The 15,513-nt window shown below is 43.8% G+C and carries 11 protein-coding genes and 2 pseudogenes; all 13 read left to right on the top strand.

The features are described from left to right. Nucleotides 1-97 precede the first annotated feature (97 nt). The 13 genes and pseudogenes from CI959_RS01705 (at nt 98) to CI959_RS01640 (ending at nt 14,808) form a co-directional block, all read left to right on the top strand. Nucleotides 98-1,483: an SGNH/GDSL hydrolase family protein gene (locus CI959_RS01705; RefSeq protein WP_057317629.1), complete on the top strand. Its 1,386-nt coding sequence runs from the start codon at nt 98-100 to the stop codon at nt 1,481-1,483. Nucleotides 1,484-1,551: 68 nt separating this feature from the next. Beyond that, the gene (locus CI959_RS01700) at nt 1,552-4,122 is read left to right on the top strand and encodes a glycoside hydrolase family 38 C-terminal domain-containing protein (RefSeq protein WP_057317630.1); all 2,571 of its coding nucleotides are present in this window, start codon (nt 1,552-1,554) and stop codon (nt 4,120-4,122) included. Nucleotides 4,123-4,234: 112 nt separating this feature from the next. Next, nucleotides 4,235-5,188, top strand: a complete 954-nt coding sequence (locus tag CI959_RS01695; protein WP_057317631.1) for a transporter — start codon at nt 4,235-4,237, stop codon at nt 5,186-5,188. Between the two features lie 178 nt (nt 5,189-5,366). Then, complete coding sequence (locus CI959_RS01690; RefSeq protein WP_057259046.1) at nt 5,367-6,560, top strand: site-specific integrase; 1,194 nt, start codon at nt 5,367-5,369, stop codon at nt 6,558-6,560. A 111-nt stretch (nt 6,561-6,671) separates the two neighbouring features. Beyond that, nucleotides 6,672-7,601, top strand: a complete 930-nt coding sequence (locus tag CI959_RS01685; RefSeq protein WP_057317632.1) for a hypothetical protein — start codon at nt 6,672-6,674, stop codon at nt 7,599-7,601. Between the two features lie 131 nt (nt 7,602-7,732). Then, complete coding sequence (locus tag CI959_RS01680) at nt 7,733-8,020, top strand: helix-turn-helix domain-containing protein (RefSeq protein WP_057317633.1); 288 nt, start codon at nt 7,733-7,735, stop codon at nt 8,018-8,020. A gap of 5 nt (nt 8,021-8,025) precedes the next feature. Continuing rightward, nucleotides 8,026-9,099, top strand: a complete 1,074-nt coding sequence (locus CI959_RS01675) for an AAA family ATPase (protein WP_057317640.1) — start codon at nt 8,026-8,028, stop codon at nt 9,097-9,099. A 164-nt stretch (nt 9,100-9,263) separates the two neighbouring features. Further along, nucleotides 9,264-9,431 (top strand): annotated as a pseudogene (locus tag CI959_RS01670) (DNA primase); the annotation flags it as partial. A 560-nt stretch (nt 9,432-9,991) separates the two neighbouring features. After that, nucleotides 9,992-11,800, top strand: coding sequence for a reverse transcriptase/maturase family protein (locus CI959_RS01660; RefSeq protein ID WP_057317747.1), 1,809 nt, complete (start codon nt 9,992-9,994; stop codon nt 11,798-11,800). A 115-nt stretch (nt 11,801-11,915) separates the two neighbouring features. Next, nucleotides 11,916-12,668 (top strand): annotated as a pseudogene (locus CI959_RS01655) (toprim domain-containing protein); the annotation flags it as partial. A 146-nt stretch (nt 12,669-12,814) separates the two neighbouring features. Beyond that, nucleotides 12,815-13,198: a MobC family plasmid mobilization relaxosome protein gene (locus CI959_RS01650; protein ID WP_057317581.1), complete on the top strand. Its 384-nt coding sequence runs from the start codon at nt 12,815-12,817 to the stop codon at nt 13,196-13,198. Further along, the gene (locus CI959_RS01645; RefSeq protein WP_057317582.1) at nt 13,164-14,084 is read left to right on the top strand and encodes a relaxase/mobilization nuclease domain-containing protein; all 921 of its coding nucleotides are present in this window, start codon (nt 13,164-13,166) and stop codon (nt 14,082-14,084) included. Before CI959_RS01650 ends, CI959_RS01645 begins: the two co-directional genes overlap by 35 nt. 4 nt (nt 14,085-14,088) lie before the next feature. Continuing rightward, on the top strand, nt 14,089-14,808 hold the full coding sequence (locus CI959_RS01640; RefSeq protein ID WP_057317583.1) for a hypothetical protein: 720 nt from the start codon (nt 14,089-14,091) through the stop codon (nt 14,806-14,808). Nucleotides 14,809-15,513 lie beyond the last annotated feature (705 nt).

Below are 15,513 nucleotides of genomic sequence, written 5' to 3'. Positions count from 1 at the left end.
TATTATCCATGATAAATACGATTACTATTGATAGTAATATTTTTTAACACGGTATATATTATTCATCACAGAAAATTAGAGAAGAGAGAAATTAGAGATGAAAAGATATGTTTTGTTTGTCTGTTTGCTTTTATCAGGTCTTGCAGGAGTATATGCTCAGTCGATAGCTCCGTTTCAGAAAGGAGATCGGATCGCCTTCGTGGGAAACAGCATTACTTGCGGTGGTCATTATCATTCATATATCTGGCTGTACTATATGACCCGTTTCCCGGATCAACGCATCGATATCTTTAACGAGGGAGTAGGTGGGGATGTAGCTGAGATGATTTACCAGCGGTTGGATAAGGTTTTCGAACATGAGCCTACAGTGGTGACGCTATCTTTTGGCATGAACGATGTCGGCTATATGGATTTTCGGAAGCCGGGGGCCGATACGATCGCCCGGAACCGGGTAGAGAAAGCTTGTCGGGATTATGCTCTTATCGAGGAGGTCTATAAGAAGTATCCGGAGGTGAGGAAAATCTTGATCGGAAGTTCTCCTTATGACGAGACTTCCCGTTTCAATAAGGTCGCTTTCCCGGGGAAGAATACGTCGATCTTGGAGATCGTGGATTTCCTGAATGCCCGTGCCCGGGAGAATCAATGGGGATTCGTGGATTTCAACCGCCCGATGGTAGCGATCAACCAATGGGAGCAAGCGGCGGATTCCATGTATACCTTGTGCGGGAAGGATCGTATACATCCCTCTACGGACGGGCATCTGGTCATGGCTTATCTCTTCTTGAAGGCGCAAGGCTTGGCCGGTAAGCCGGTAGCCGATATCCGGATAGACGGAGCGGGGAAAAAGGTGACTCGCTCGGATAATTGCCGTGTCTCGGATTTGTCTGTTTCCTCGGATAACCTTACTTTTACGTACGAGGCGAAATCGCTTCCGTATCCTATCGATACCTCTTATTATGATAATGAGAAACATACACAGGCAGATGCCTTGAGTGTTATCTCTTTTATGGATGAGATGAATTATGAGGGATTGTCCGTGAGCGGTTTGTCGGATGGATATTACGGGTTGACGATCGGTGGGGAGTTTATCGGTCGTTTTACGGCGAGGGAGTTGGAGCGAGGCATCAATATGGCTCTTCTTCAGAATACCCCGCAGTATAAACAAGCGATGAAGATCCGCCAGATGAACGAGGAACGCTGGTTGAAAGAGCGTAAGATGCGTGAATTTTATTGGGTGGAATATAACTTGATGCGGAAGACGGGCATGCTTTGGGCCTGCGACGAGGCTGCCGTGGACACCTTGCGCAAATACCGTCCCCACGACATCTTCTTGCAATGGAACGGCGACCTTTGGCTACAATACATGCACAAGGGGATTCGTGAGGATTGCGTGAATGAGCAACAGAATCTGGTCGACCGGATCTATGAGCAAAATAAACCAATCCCCTTGCGAATAGAGATCAAGAAATTTACAGACTTGTAGAGACGGGGCGTGCCCCGTCTCCCACCGACTGGAAGTATTCTAAATGTGAATTAATAGTACATAGTTATATGAAAAAGAAACTAGCGATATTCGTATTAAGCCAATTCTTGTTGGCCGGTTGGGCGGATGCCCAACAAGCCTATTTCATCGATGGCTATCATGGCGGTATCTACGGGCATTACCCGGTGGGACAGACCGCCTTTATCGCCCAGAAATTAAGGCAGAATCCCAACTGGAATATCAATATCGAGATCGAGCCTGAATCATGGGAAGTCGTACGGCAACGAGACCCTGAAGGTTACGAGGCTTTCAAGCGTTTATTTAAGGATCAATCCGTGGAGAGCGGGCGGATCGAGTATGTAAACCCGACCTATGCCCAAAGTTATTTCTTCGGAACATCCGGCGAGAGCGCTATCCGCCAATTCGAATATGGAATGCGGCTGATCCGGAAACATTTCCCCGAGGCGGTATTTACCACCTATTCGGCGGAAGAGCCTTGCTTTACCAGTTGCCTGCCGTATATATTGAAGTCATTCGGCTTCTCATATGCCTCTACTAAGAACCCGAATACGATGTGGGGTGGCTACGTAAGCGCTTACGGAGGTGAGTTGGTGAATTGGGTAGGGCCGGATGGTACGAGACTGACCACCGTACCCCGTTACGCCTGCGAGGATTTACAACCCGGCTCTTGCTGGCAATCCATCTCGTGGTTCAATACGAAGGACTACATCCATAAATGTTTGGATACCGGTATCCAGCACCCGGTCGGAATGTGTATACAAGACGCTGCATGGAGCCATGGCTGGGATAAAGGCCCTTGGCTGGGACAGGATACGACGGGCTATTATACGCCGACCGCCTATAAGACTTGGCGGAATTACATCCAAGACTGTTCCGTCGGGACTACTCAGGATGATTGGTATTTCTCGCAAGAGGATGTCCTAGGTGGCTTGATGTGGGGAACGCAGGTCATGCAGCGTTTGGCCGGAGAGGTACGGGTAGCCGAGAACGCTATCGTGCGTGCGGAGAAAATGGCGGCTTACGCTCGCTTATACAAAGGCATGGAATGGCCGACCGAACGTATCGATGAGGGATGGCGCACGCTTTTATTGTCGCAGCATCATGATTGCTGGATCGTTCCTTACAATCAACTACAAGGGAAAAAGACATGGGCGGAGACGGTTACGGATTGGACTGGGGTGACCAATCAAAACAGCCGTCAGATAATTGATAACGCCTTGTCCTTATTGAAAGAAAAGGAAGGTGAATCCACGGTGTACGTATATAATACCTTGGCTACCGACCGGAATGAATTGGTGGCGGTGGAAGTTCCCGTCTCATGGAGAAACTCGGATTGGGTGGTTCTTGATAAGCAAGGAAAGAAACAACCGGCTCAATGGTTGACGGAAGACGGCATTTCAAAACTCTTGTTTCGTGCGCAAGTCCCCTCAGCCGGTTATGCCTCTTATGCGATCCGGAAGGCAGAGGATAAACAGTCTGGAACCTTGAAGGCTGAGAGACAGAAAGACGGTACGTTTCGCATGGAAAGTGATTTATACACCTTGGTGCTAAACCCCTCTAAAGGAGGTGTAATAGAAAGCTTGAAAGCGAAAGCCGTACGAGGCAAGGAATTCGTGGATAACCGGAATGAACGTGGGTTCAATGAGCTTCGGGGATATTTTATCGATGAGGGCGGTTTCCTTTCCAGTATGGATCAACCGGCTGAGGTGAGCGTGTTGGAGCAAGGGCCCTTATTCGTGAAGGTAGCTGTGAAAGGCAAGATCGGAAAGTATTCATTTACCCAAACGATCCGGTTAACGCAGGGAGAGCCTCGCATCGATATGAGTGTTAAACTGGATTGGACAGGAAACCCTCGCATTGGTGAGCCGGGTATCGAATTCCGTGCGGATAATCCCCGTAAGGCATTTTATGACGACCGTTACAAACTTTTGGTGTATCTGCCTACCCAGATCGCCAACCAACAGATTTATAAGGACGCTCCGTTCGATGTTTGCGAGAGCCGGTTGGAGAATACCTTTTTCAATCGTTGGGATAGCATCAAGCATAATATCATTTTGAATTGGGTGGATGTAGCGAGCAAGGATAACTCTTGCGGTCTGTCATTATTCACGGATCATACGACCAGCTATGCGCATGGTAAGGATTTCCCATTGGCCTTGAACGTACAATACGCCGGTAAAGGCTTGTGGGGCCGGGATTATATCATAGACCGTCCGACCGAGATCTCGTATGCCTTGATCCCTCATGCCGGAACTTGGGAGAAAAGCCGTATTTGGACACAAAGCGAACGACGCAATGAGCCTTTGGTCGCAACCTTGGGTGGCGATGCTACCTTGACATCCGGTTCCCTTTTCCGGATAGAGAATAATGCCTACGAGTTGGTCTCCATGGTCTATAAAGGTAATGACCTTTACATCCGCCTATTCAATGCCCAAAGCGATGCCTCCCCTAAAACGATAACCTTCCAAGGACAAGACGTGAAAGCGAGCTTGGTGGAATTGGATAACCGTCTGGTTGAGGACTTAACCGTCACCGAGAAGAAAGGCGCCAGTTCAATGCGTCTCTCTATCCCTCGTTACGGGATAAGGACATTAAAAGTAAGCTGTAAGAATATCTAATGTAGAGACGGGGCATGCCCCGTCTCTCTTTATCCCTAATTAATCCCCGTTTCTCTTGCCTCTTTCGGTGGAAAGATGTTATTTTGCATCCCGAATTAAAAGAATAGGCGTTATGTTGAAATTCTTCAAGACATGGACACTCCCTATCTCCATGTTAGCGGGTGCGATAGGGTATTTTGTTTTCGCCAATGTTACTTTTCTGGAGCCTACAAAGCCGTTCATGTACACTTTAATAGCGTATCTGACGCCCTTTTTGATTTTTGCCCAGCTGCTCCTGACCTTCTGTAAGATCTCTGTCCGGGAATTGATGCCCAGCCCTTGGCATGGTTGGCTATTGCTTATCCAAGCGGTTTCCAGTTTGGTGCTTGCCGCCTTATTGCTCTGGCTGCCAATGAGAGAGGAATACCGGGATGTGTTCGAGGGAGCGATGGTCTGCCTGATTTGCCCAACCGCTACGGCGGCCGCCGTGATTACGGGTAAATTAGGGGGAAGCGCCTCTAGTCTGACTACTTATACCTTATTATCGAATCTATTGGCAGCGATTGTCGTGCCGCTGGTCTTCCCATTAGTGGAACCGCATGCCGAGATTACTTTCTTCGCCGCATTCTTGAAGATCTTGGGAAAAGTCTTCCCATTGCTGTTATTCCCGTTTTTCCTCGCTTTGTTCTTGCGTAGATTCATACCACCTATCCATCGCTTCCTTGCGGGGCTTCGAGACATGGCCTTTTACCTCTGGGCCGTCGCTCTAGCTATCGTGACCGGGCAGACCGTGAAATCCTTGGTTAATAGCGAGGCGGAGATTTATGTAGAAATCCTGATCGCTTTAGGCGGCTTGATAACCTGTATCGCACAGTTTTATTGGGGAAAGCGCATCGGCACGAAATACAATGACCGTATTAGCGCCGGACAAGCCTTGGGACAAAAAAATACCGTGTTAGCGATCTGGATGTCTTACACCTATTTGAACCCCTTGTCTTCTGTTGGCCCGGGAAGCTATGTCCTGTGGCAAAACATCATCAATAGTTATCAGTTATGGAAGAAAAGAAAAAATGAGATGAAATATTAAATATAAGATATTGATATTGAGTGTTTTATATTTATTTAGTGTAATTTCCTTTATTTCCCTTGTTTTCTTGTTTAATCTAATAAATGCGTTTATTTTGTTACTATTTTGTTACTCGTATTCGTTGGAGTAACAAAACAAATAGTTATATTTGCATCGGTAACAAAATAAGAACATAATTATGGCGAAGAAAAAACAAGAAGTTAAATTGAAAGAACCCGTAAGGATTAGATTCAAGCAGCTTGCTAATGGTAACCAGTCTATTTATTTGGATTACTATACAGGTGATATTATTAGAAAAGAAAATTATGTTGGCGGTAAACGACAGTATGAATTTTTGAAGTTATACCTTATACCCGAAAAGACAAGAGAGGATAAGGCGAAGAACGAAGCTACGTTGGCTCTTGCAAAAGCCATTCAAAGCAAACGGATAGTAGAGTTGCAAAATGATGCACACGGCTTTCAGAACACTAACAAGTCAAAGGCGAATGTGATTGATTATTTAATGAACATGAGAAGCCAATCTAAAGAACGTGGCAGTTTGAATTACGAAAAGACTATTGGTAATGCCATCCGTGAACTAAAGTTGTTCAGAGGGGATTATATCGCTTTTCGTGATATAGATAAGGACTTCTTAAATAGCTTTGTGGATTTCTTGAAACAAGCGAAGAAAGCAAGTAAGTTTGGTTTGTTAAAAGCTGGAGGCGTATTAAGTAATAATTCCGTTATTGCTTATTATGGAGTGCTGCGTACCGCTATAAATAGAGCCTATAAAGAGGGGATTATTACGGTTAATCCAACGAAAGAGTTTGATTTTGCCAGTAAGGTAAAATCGGAAGTCAGCCGCAGGGAGTATTTGACAATAGAGGAGTTGAAGCGGCTTATCGGGACAGAGTGCAAGTATGAGATAATGAAACAAGCTTTTCTTTTCAGTTGTTTGTGTGGGTTGCGTGTAAGCGATATAAGAAAATTGAAGTGGAGCGATTTGCAGAAAAGCGGTGAAAGAATTAGAATTGAAATAAAGATGCAGAAAACAAAAGAACCGCTTTATCTGCCTATATCCGATGAAGCGTTAAAGTGGTTGCCGCAGCAAAATGAAGCAAAAGGCGATGGTTTGATTTTTCCTTTGACGCATGAGGGAACTATAAATAAAATACTTCAAAAATGGGCGAAAGACGCAGGGGTTATTAAGCATATCTCGTTTCACGTTGCCCGGCATACACATGCTACTATGATGCTTACATTAGGGGCTGATTTGTACACGGTAAGTAAATTGTTGGGACATAAAAATATTGCCACAACTCAAATTTATGCGAAGATTGTCGATAAGAAAAAAGAAGAAGCTATAAGCTTGATACCGAATTTGACAGATTGATTTAAAAAGAAAGTATGGGGATTGTGATATAACCGTACTTTCTTTCTTTTTTTGCCTTTGTTTAGTCGGAAAAATATATCTTTGTTCCTACTAACTGAAATATAGGATATTATGACAGAAAGAGAACTGAAAATAAAATTCGACCATATACAAGGCATATTTAACCGTTGCATCAATCATGCCAGCCAAGTTATGATAGATGGCATTGCTTCTAAGTCTTTATATTTTGACGAAGAGCAGGCAGATAAGCTGGAACAGCAGGAATACGTTCGCACCGCTGATGAACTGGTGCAGTTATATATTCGTTATTCTGTGTTGAATGACATTCAATACTTTTATTCTGTGTCTGATTTCTTTTGGGAAAGTGGTTTTTATGAATCCTTGAAATCTGATGAGAAAAGAAAATATATGTCGTTTAATCCACTTTCATTTGATTATTCCCGGTATGAACAAGATAATACGGTTTATGATGAGGAACTGCCTTATTTTTCAGTGGTAGTCAAAGCTGTTGTGTTGGAACGATATTCAGAATACTTGCGAAAGAAGAAAGAAAGTAAGGTACAAGCGGAAATGCAACTCCAACAAGAACAGGAAGAACTGCAACCAATTCAAGATAAATGCCAAGAGCCTAAAATTATTCCTCATGTTGCTGAAACAGAAAATCCGTTCAAGTCTATTTTAAACGACAGACAAATAGCATTGTTGGTGGATTGTATCAATGAAGTGGAAATTTTCAATGCTCTTATGACTTTTGAAGATTTGAAAGCAATACTTTCTTGTAAGCCTAAAGTTATATTTAGGTCTAATAACAACAGGCTAGTCGCTTTTCTTTTTTCGGAGTTAAGCAATCGTGGTTTGATAACACCTAATTGGCAATCTGTCATAGCAAGGAATAAGTTGTTTGTTACGAAGAATATAAAGAAAGATAAATATCTGAATCAAGGTGATTTAGCCACAGCCGCCAATTATGTAAAAGGGGTGGAGCATGAAAAAGATTATGTAACCATCAGCAATTATATCAAACAACTGAAAAAACTTTAAGAATAGGTTAATACCTCAAACATAGCTTAATCCGCTATCAAGCTATTCCTCAATACTTTTGCCCCCGTAATCGATTACAAGAAACCGGAGGGCATGCACTCCATATTGTCTAACGCAAATACTTTTGTTATATGGAAACAAGTATTGAGAAGCGAGTTGCAGAACTCGAAAATTTAGTGTTCCTTTCGAAGAATGTGCTTAGCTTCGATGAAGCGAGCAGGTTCTTGAACCTTTCTAAAAGTTACCTGTACAAGCTGACTTCGGGTAACTTGATACCCCATTATAAGCCGCAGGGCAAAATGCTTTATTTTGAAAAAGCTGAACTGGAAGCATGGTTGCGCCAGAACCCGGTGAAGACGCAGGCGCAGATAGAGCAGGAAGCGCAGAAGTATATCCTTAACCGTCCTCTAAAGAAATAATGGCTATGGAAAACAAGAAGAAAGAGGAAATCGGACAAGGCACAGCCATGACGAAAGAAGATTTTGCAGCCCTTTGGAAAACCATTTGTCTAAAGGTGACGGACACTTATGAAGTACCGCCCGAAATTCTTTGGGTTAACGGTTCTACTATCGGCACATTGGGCAATTTCAGCGCATCCACAGGCAAAGCCAAGAGCAAAAAGACATTCAACATTTCCGCCATTGTTGCGGCTGCATTGAAGAATGACGAGGTTCTGAAGTATTCGGCATATCTGCCACCGAACAAGCGCAAAATTCTCTATGTTGATACCGAGCAGAGCAAGTACCATTGCCATAAGGTCATGGAACGTATTTTGCGCCTTGCCGGACTGCCGACCGATAAGGATGTGGACGATTTTGTTTTCATTGTGTTAAGAGAACATACCCCCGACAAGCGTAAGCAGATAATTGGCTATATGTTGGAGAATATGCCCGATGTGGGGTTGCTCATTATTGACGGAATCCGTGATTTGATGTACGACATCAACAGTCCGAGCGAATCGACCGACCTAATCAACCTTTTGATGCGCTGGTCAAGTGGATATAACCTGCATATCCACACCGTACTGCATTTGAACAAGGGGGATGATAACACAAGAGGACATATTGGTACAGAGCTGAACAACAAAGCTGAAACCGTCCTGCAAATCACGAAAAGCACGCAGGACGGCAATATAAGCGAAGTAAAGGCGATGCATATACGTGACCGTGAGTTTGACCCGTTCGCATTTCGCATCAATGACAACGCTTTGCCCGAAGTCATGGACGGTTATGTATTCCAGCAACCCAAACAAGACAGGAACTTTCCGCTTACAGAGCTGACGGAACAGCAGCACCGGGAAGCATTGGAGAGCGGTTTCGGCAAGCAGGTTGTACAAGGCTATTCCAATGTGATAGCGGCATTGAAACAAGGTTACGCAAGTATAGGTTATGAGCGTGGACGCAATGTCCTTGTGTCGCTTAACAAGTTCCTTGTGAACAAGCGCATGATTGTGAAAGAGGGTAAGGGCTATCGCTACAATCCCGATTTTCATTATTAAAAGTCGGTTTGGTTTAGTCCGGGTGTATATATAAGCGGAACGGACTGTCTGTTTCCCGGTATCGACAGCAGGCAGGTTTAGTATGGTACGGGTATATATATGACGGACTAAACAGGACTGGCGCACTTTTCAACTATTTTTTTAATCCCCAAAAAGAAAATATTATGAACATCGAAGATGTGAAACAAATATCCATTGCAGACTATCTGCACAGTTTAGGTTATTCGCCCGTCAAGCGGCAGGGTAACGGCTTATGGTACAAATCACCGTTAAGGGAGGAACACGAAGCGTCCTTTAAGGTGAATACAGACCGCAATCTTTGGTATGACTTTGATGCGCCCATATAGGCTACACAATAAATATCTCTTTGGCAAGAGATTAGGTTAGAGTTCAAATAGGCCTATCCTCAACGACTTAGCTGGAGGGGAAACCCAAAGGTGACAGAAGCATGTCAGTAAAGTCATTAGTCAGCCAATTACCACGCTGCGACTGTATGGCAAGAGGAAAAGACAGACACAAGGATGAAGCCTGATTGGTTGAACGATAGTTCTGCGGCACCTGTACCAGCCCCGACGTAAGGTAATTGAAATGTCGGGCAGAAGCACCCTATGTAAACCGAAATTACAACAGGGCAAGAACTGGCTTCTGAGCAACCGCAATAAGCGGATACAGAACGTAAGTCGCATCCGACAGTCAGTCACGCCAAATAGTTATTGTGAAAGCAAATGGGGATTCCCTAAATCAGAATGCTGAAAAGCTATGAGCATAGGCTCTGAATATCTGACATGGGAACGGAGCTTCCGTAGTAGTCCGAGCAAGGGAAAGCCTTGTACATGGCGAAGGGAAGCAGTTAGATAACTTAATACAAACAACGGAAAATGTGTGAGACATTATGAGAAGTCCAGAGCAAGTATTAAAAGCTTTAAACAAGCATGGCAAAGTTTCGGATTACAAGTTCGAAAGATTGTATCGCATTTTGTACAACGTGGAAATGTTCTATATGGCTTACCAACGCATCTATGCAAAGCCGGGAAATATGACACCCGGCTCTGACGGTAAAACAATAGACCAAATGAGCACTCAAAGAATAAGCCGCATCATCGCATCCCTAAAGGATGAATCTTACAAACCGGATCCGGCAAGGAGAAAGTATATACCCAAGAAAAACGGCAAGAAAAGACCGCTTGGCATACCCTCCTTTGAGGATAAGCTTGTGCAGGAGGTAGTACGGACAATTCTCGAAGCTATTTATGAAGAAGTGTTTGAAGATTCTTCACATGGATTTAGACCTAACAGAAGCTGCCATACCGCCTTAACCCGCATACAAAAAACATTCAAAAGTACAAAGTGGTTCATAGAGGGAGACATCAAAGGATTCTTCGACAACATCGACCACAATGTATTGATAGGAATTCTGAGGAAAAGAATCTCTGACGAAAGATTTCTCAGACTCATCCGTAAGTTCTTGAATGCTGGTTACATTGAAAATTGGGAATACCATAACACCTTTTCGGGAACACCGCAAGGAGGTATAATAAGTCCTATATTGGCAAATATCTATCTTGACTGTTTCGATAAGTACATGGAAGAATATACCCGTAATTTCAACAAGGGAAAAGAAAGACATCTAACAAAGGAGTATTCAAGACTCAGCGAACAGATATACAAACTGAAAGCTGAGATTGAAAGTGCGAAAGATGCCGAAAGTGCGAAACAACTTAAAGACAAATATGAGAAACTTAGACGTGAACGGCTAAAGGTTACATGTAGGGATTATATGGACGACACCTATAAAAGACTGAAATACACGAGATACGCCGATGATTTTTTAATCGGTGTTATTGGTAGCAAGGCGGACTGTATCAAAATCAAGTCTGACATAACTCAATATATGCAAGAATGTCTGCATTTGGAAATGTCGCAAGAAAAGACTTTGATAACAAACGCTCAAAAGCCTGCAAAATTTCTCGGATATGAAGTCTTAGTCCGTAAAACTGACGTAACCAAACGTAACAAGTTTAATGTACCAGTCCGAAGTTTCAATGGTACAGTTGTCCTCAAGGTAGCCACAGAAACTGTAAAAAACAGATTGGAACACTATGAAGCCATTAAATATAAGATGGAAAACGGGGTTCAAACGTGGTTTCCTAAATTGAGGGGCAAACTGATGAAAAAGAAAATAGAAGACATAGTAGCACGGTACAACTCTGAAATCAGAGGATTCTACAACTATTACAGTATAGCCAATAACGTCTCGTATGCAGCTTCTAAATTTGGCTACATTATGGAATACAGTATGTATCATACCATTGCAGCAAAAACAAACAGTTCAATCAGTAAGGTCATTGACAAATACAAAAAAGGAAATGACATCATTGTTCCGTATCACGATGCAAAAGGTAAACTACGTTACAGAGTATTCTACAATGAAGGTTTCAAACGCAAACTGCCATCGTCTTTCGCAGATGTGGACAATATCCCATATATAATCACAGTACCACAACCAACGCTGGTTGAAAGGTTAAAATCCGAGGTGTGTGAGTTGTGTGGGAAAGTCGGTCCTGTTGTAATGCATCATGCAAGAAATCTGAATCATCTGAAAGGAGATACGGAATGGGAAAAACTGATGCTCGCAAAACATCGAAAGACTTTGGTCGTATGCACAAGTTGTAATGCAAAAATACAGAGCCATGCAGGATAAAGTCATGTTATCAATGGAGAGCCGTATGCGTGGAGACATGCAAGTACGGTTTGGGGGCAGGTATGAGGAAACCTACTGCCGAAAGGCGGCAAGGCGTCTTGTACCGAGCCTACGCGCAGGAAAAGGCGGCAACATCATCGCTCTGGCAAAGGAACTTTATTTTTCCGACAGTCTTCCCTACCTTTTAAAGAGGATAGAAGAGCAGACACCAAACGTTCATCCGGTCAGTTTTTCTTTTCCCCAGCATAGGACAGAGCCGAGTTTCCAACATTTGGAAGTCCGTGACTTGACCCATCCGGCATTGCTCCGTTACTTGGAGGGGCGGGGTATCAATATCGAACTGGCAAAAAGAGAATGTAAGGAACTTCATTTTACCAATAACGGCAGACCGTTCTTTGCTATCGGTTTCCCGAATATGGCAGGAGGTTACGAGGTTCGCAATTCCTTTTTCAAAGGGTGTATCGCCCCGAAAGACATTACCCATATACGGCAGCAGGGAGAGCCGAGAGAGAAATGTTTGGTATTTGAGGGCTTTATGGATTATCTTTCTTTCCTCACGCTCCGGATGAAGAACTGTCCGACCATGCCCGACCTTGACAGGCAGGACTATGTTATTCTTAACTCGACTGTCAACGTGCCAAAAGCCATTGACGTGCTATACCCGTATGAACGTATCCACTGTATGCTTGACAATGATGAGACAGGGTATAAGGCGACACGGGCTATCGAATTGGAATACTCCTACCGTGTGCGTGACTTCTCGCACAATTACAGAGGGTATTCGGACTTGAACGATTACTTGTGCGGCAGGAAGCAGAAAACCGAACAACGTGCCGCCCCAAGACAAAAGAAGGGCAGGGGCATTTAATCCGGCAGGATTGCCAGCGGCTGGCGGTTTCATAGGGAGAGCAAGGTTATGTTTCGGTAGACCGAAACCACCTTGCTTTGCTCACCGCAAAGGAAACCGCTCCCGTTGGTCGCAATTTCTAAGACATCATTTAAAAGTAAAAAGGCATGAAAAAGATACAGGACAAGCCGGGCGGTCGTCCGGCAAAGAAACGGACGGAAAAGCAGAAAAAGGTAGTCAGTACGAAGCTGACTGAGTTGCAGTATTACGCTATCAGGAAGCGAGCCGGGGAAGCCGGGTTGCGCATCAGTGAATATGTTCGGCAAGCAGTTATTTCGGCAGAGGTCATACCCCGGCTGAGCAGGCAGGATGCAGATGCTATCCGCAAACTGGTAGGGGAAGCCAACAACATTAACCAGTTGGCACATCGGGCAAATACCGGAGGTTTCGCATTGGTGGCAGTGGAACTGGTGAAGCTCAAAAATAGGATTGTTGAAATCATAAATCATTTGTCGGATGATTGGAAAAATAAAAAAAGGAAGCGGTTTTAAAGGCTGTGTGAACTATGTACTTGGCAAGGAGCAGGCGGTTTTGCTTCATGCGGACGGAGTTCTTACCGAGAGCCGGAGCGATATAATCCGCAGCTTCTGTATGCAGACCGGGATGAATCCCGACTTAAAGAAACCTGTCGGACACATTGCGTTAAGCTATTCGGCGGTGGACGCACCCAAACTGACGGATGAGAAAATGGTACAGCTTGCGCAGGAGTATATGCGTGAAATGAAAATCACCGATACGCAGTATATCATCGTGCGCCATCAAGACCGGGAGCATCCACATGTACATATTGTGTTCAACCGTATAGACAACAATGGCAAGACCATTTCGGACAGGAACGATATGTACCGTAACGAACAGGTATGCAAAAAGCTGAAAGCCAAACACGGGCTTTATTTCGCTAAGGGGAAAGAGCAGGTGAAGCAGCATCGTTTGAAAGAGCCAGACAAGTCGAAATACGAGATATACACGGCTGTGAAAAACGAAATAGGCAAATCCCGTAACTGGAAGCAGTTGCAGCACCGATTGGCGGAAAAGGGTATCACTATCCAGTTCAAACGAAAGGGACAGACCGATGAAATACAGGGCATATCCTTTTCCAAAGGAGAATACACGTTCAAGGGTTCGGAGATAGACCGCAGTTTCAGTTTCTCCAAACTGGATAAATGTTTCGGGGATGTAGGCATGAATGTTGCCGAAAGCCAACGGCAAACAGCTTTCGCACCCATCCGGGAACAAATACCCACACAGAGTAACGCAGAAAGTCCGTTTATAAGCGGTTCGATCGGTCTGTTTTTTGCATCACCGTCCCCGGTGGATGAAGAGCCGAACTTGAATTTGAGAAAGAAGAAGAAAAAGAAAAAACGACTTAAATTGTAAAAACATGGAAGACAACTTGATTTTAGAGGGGCTTCTCTCTATGGTAACAGAACTGAAAGAGAAGCTGGAAGCGCAGGTAACGCCAGCCAGCCGGGAGGAAACTCTCGAACGGTTTGGAGCAATTGAGCAGGTATTGTCGAGACTGCACAGTAACCCGGCTGTTCCTTTGGAGAAGTTGCAGGCTATCCAAAGCCAACTTACCGACATAAGGAATGCGGAACAGGAGCAGCAGCAATCCATAGGAGAAGTGAGAAAATTTGTAACGGCTACCTACCGTTGTCTGAAAGAAATGCTGGATGTGTTGGATTCTTACCGTAAGGAACGCACAACCGAAAAAGCGGAAACCGAACCTACATCGTTGCCCCGGAGGATAAGCGGTTTGTTACGCCCGAAATTGTTTGTTTTTTTGGCAGGGCTGGTTATCTGTTTCGTTTCCTTGTTCCTAAATATCCGTTTGGCTGGACGGATGCAGCAGTTGCAGGACAACGATATGAAATACCGCTACATTCTGATGAAAGGGGAAGCGGACGGGGACTGCCTTGATTTGCTGGAAACGAATTTCAGTAGAGAACGGGATAACGCTTTCATCCAAAATTTGACTGATTCGGTGACGAGGTTTGAATACCGCAGCAGGAAGCAGGCGGAAGCGTTGGAGCGTGCAAGATTGCTCAATGAACAAGCCGAGCGGTTGAAAAAGGAAGCCAACCGACTGGGCAAGCCATAAACCGGGAAAACAAAGGATACAAACTGTAAATGTTAAAGCCCGCACAATATGTGGAGAAAAATGCAGTACATCTTCGTGGTGTACTGCACTTTTTCTATATTTGTGGATAGTCTAATTTGAAAAGCAAAAATCCCCAATCCGCTGGATTGTTTGGATGATGATTAGGCAATGATTTAATAGTGAATAGGAACTGCACCTGCGGGGGAGGCGTTTGCTAAAGTAAATATGCTTGACAGATACTATTATAAAGACATTAGCAACAATCAAATCATTATCGTTATTATGGACATCTAAAGTAAAAAAGATATTCCTATAATGATTAAAGCAATAGATGCAAATATGTATCTATTGCTTTTTGTAGAAAACATTGCTCCTATACAAGAGATAGATACAGCAAATTGCATACATTTTAAACTTAACTCTGTAGTCTTAAATATACACATAGACAAAAAAGATAATGCCAAAACAAATAGTATAGCATTCAATATATACTTCAGTTTCATATTACTTTGATTTACATTGACCTTATTAGCAGTAGCATATAAATTGTCATCCTATCCCAATAACCAATCCTATGTAAGAGAACAAGGTGAATCTCTTTTCCTTGTATTTCAGCCCATAGACCAGCTCGATAATAGCACATAAAGGAATATTAGATGAATCTGCATTTTCCCCTTTGTTTACAAGGTATTTATATGTTCTTTC

It is taken from the genome of Parabacteroides sp. AT13 (assembly GCF_002272965.1).
GTDB lineage: Bacteria > Bacteroidota > Bacteroidia > Bacteroidales > Tannerellaceae > Parabacteroides > Parabacteroides distasonis.
Note: the sequence above shows the minus strand (reverse complement) of the source record. Positions and strands in the feature narration are given on the sequence as shown.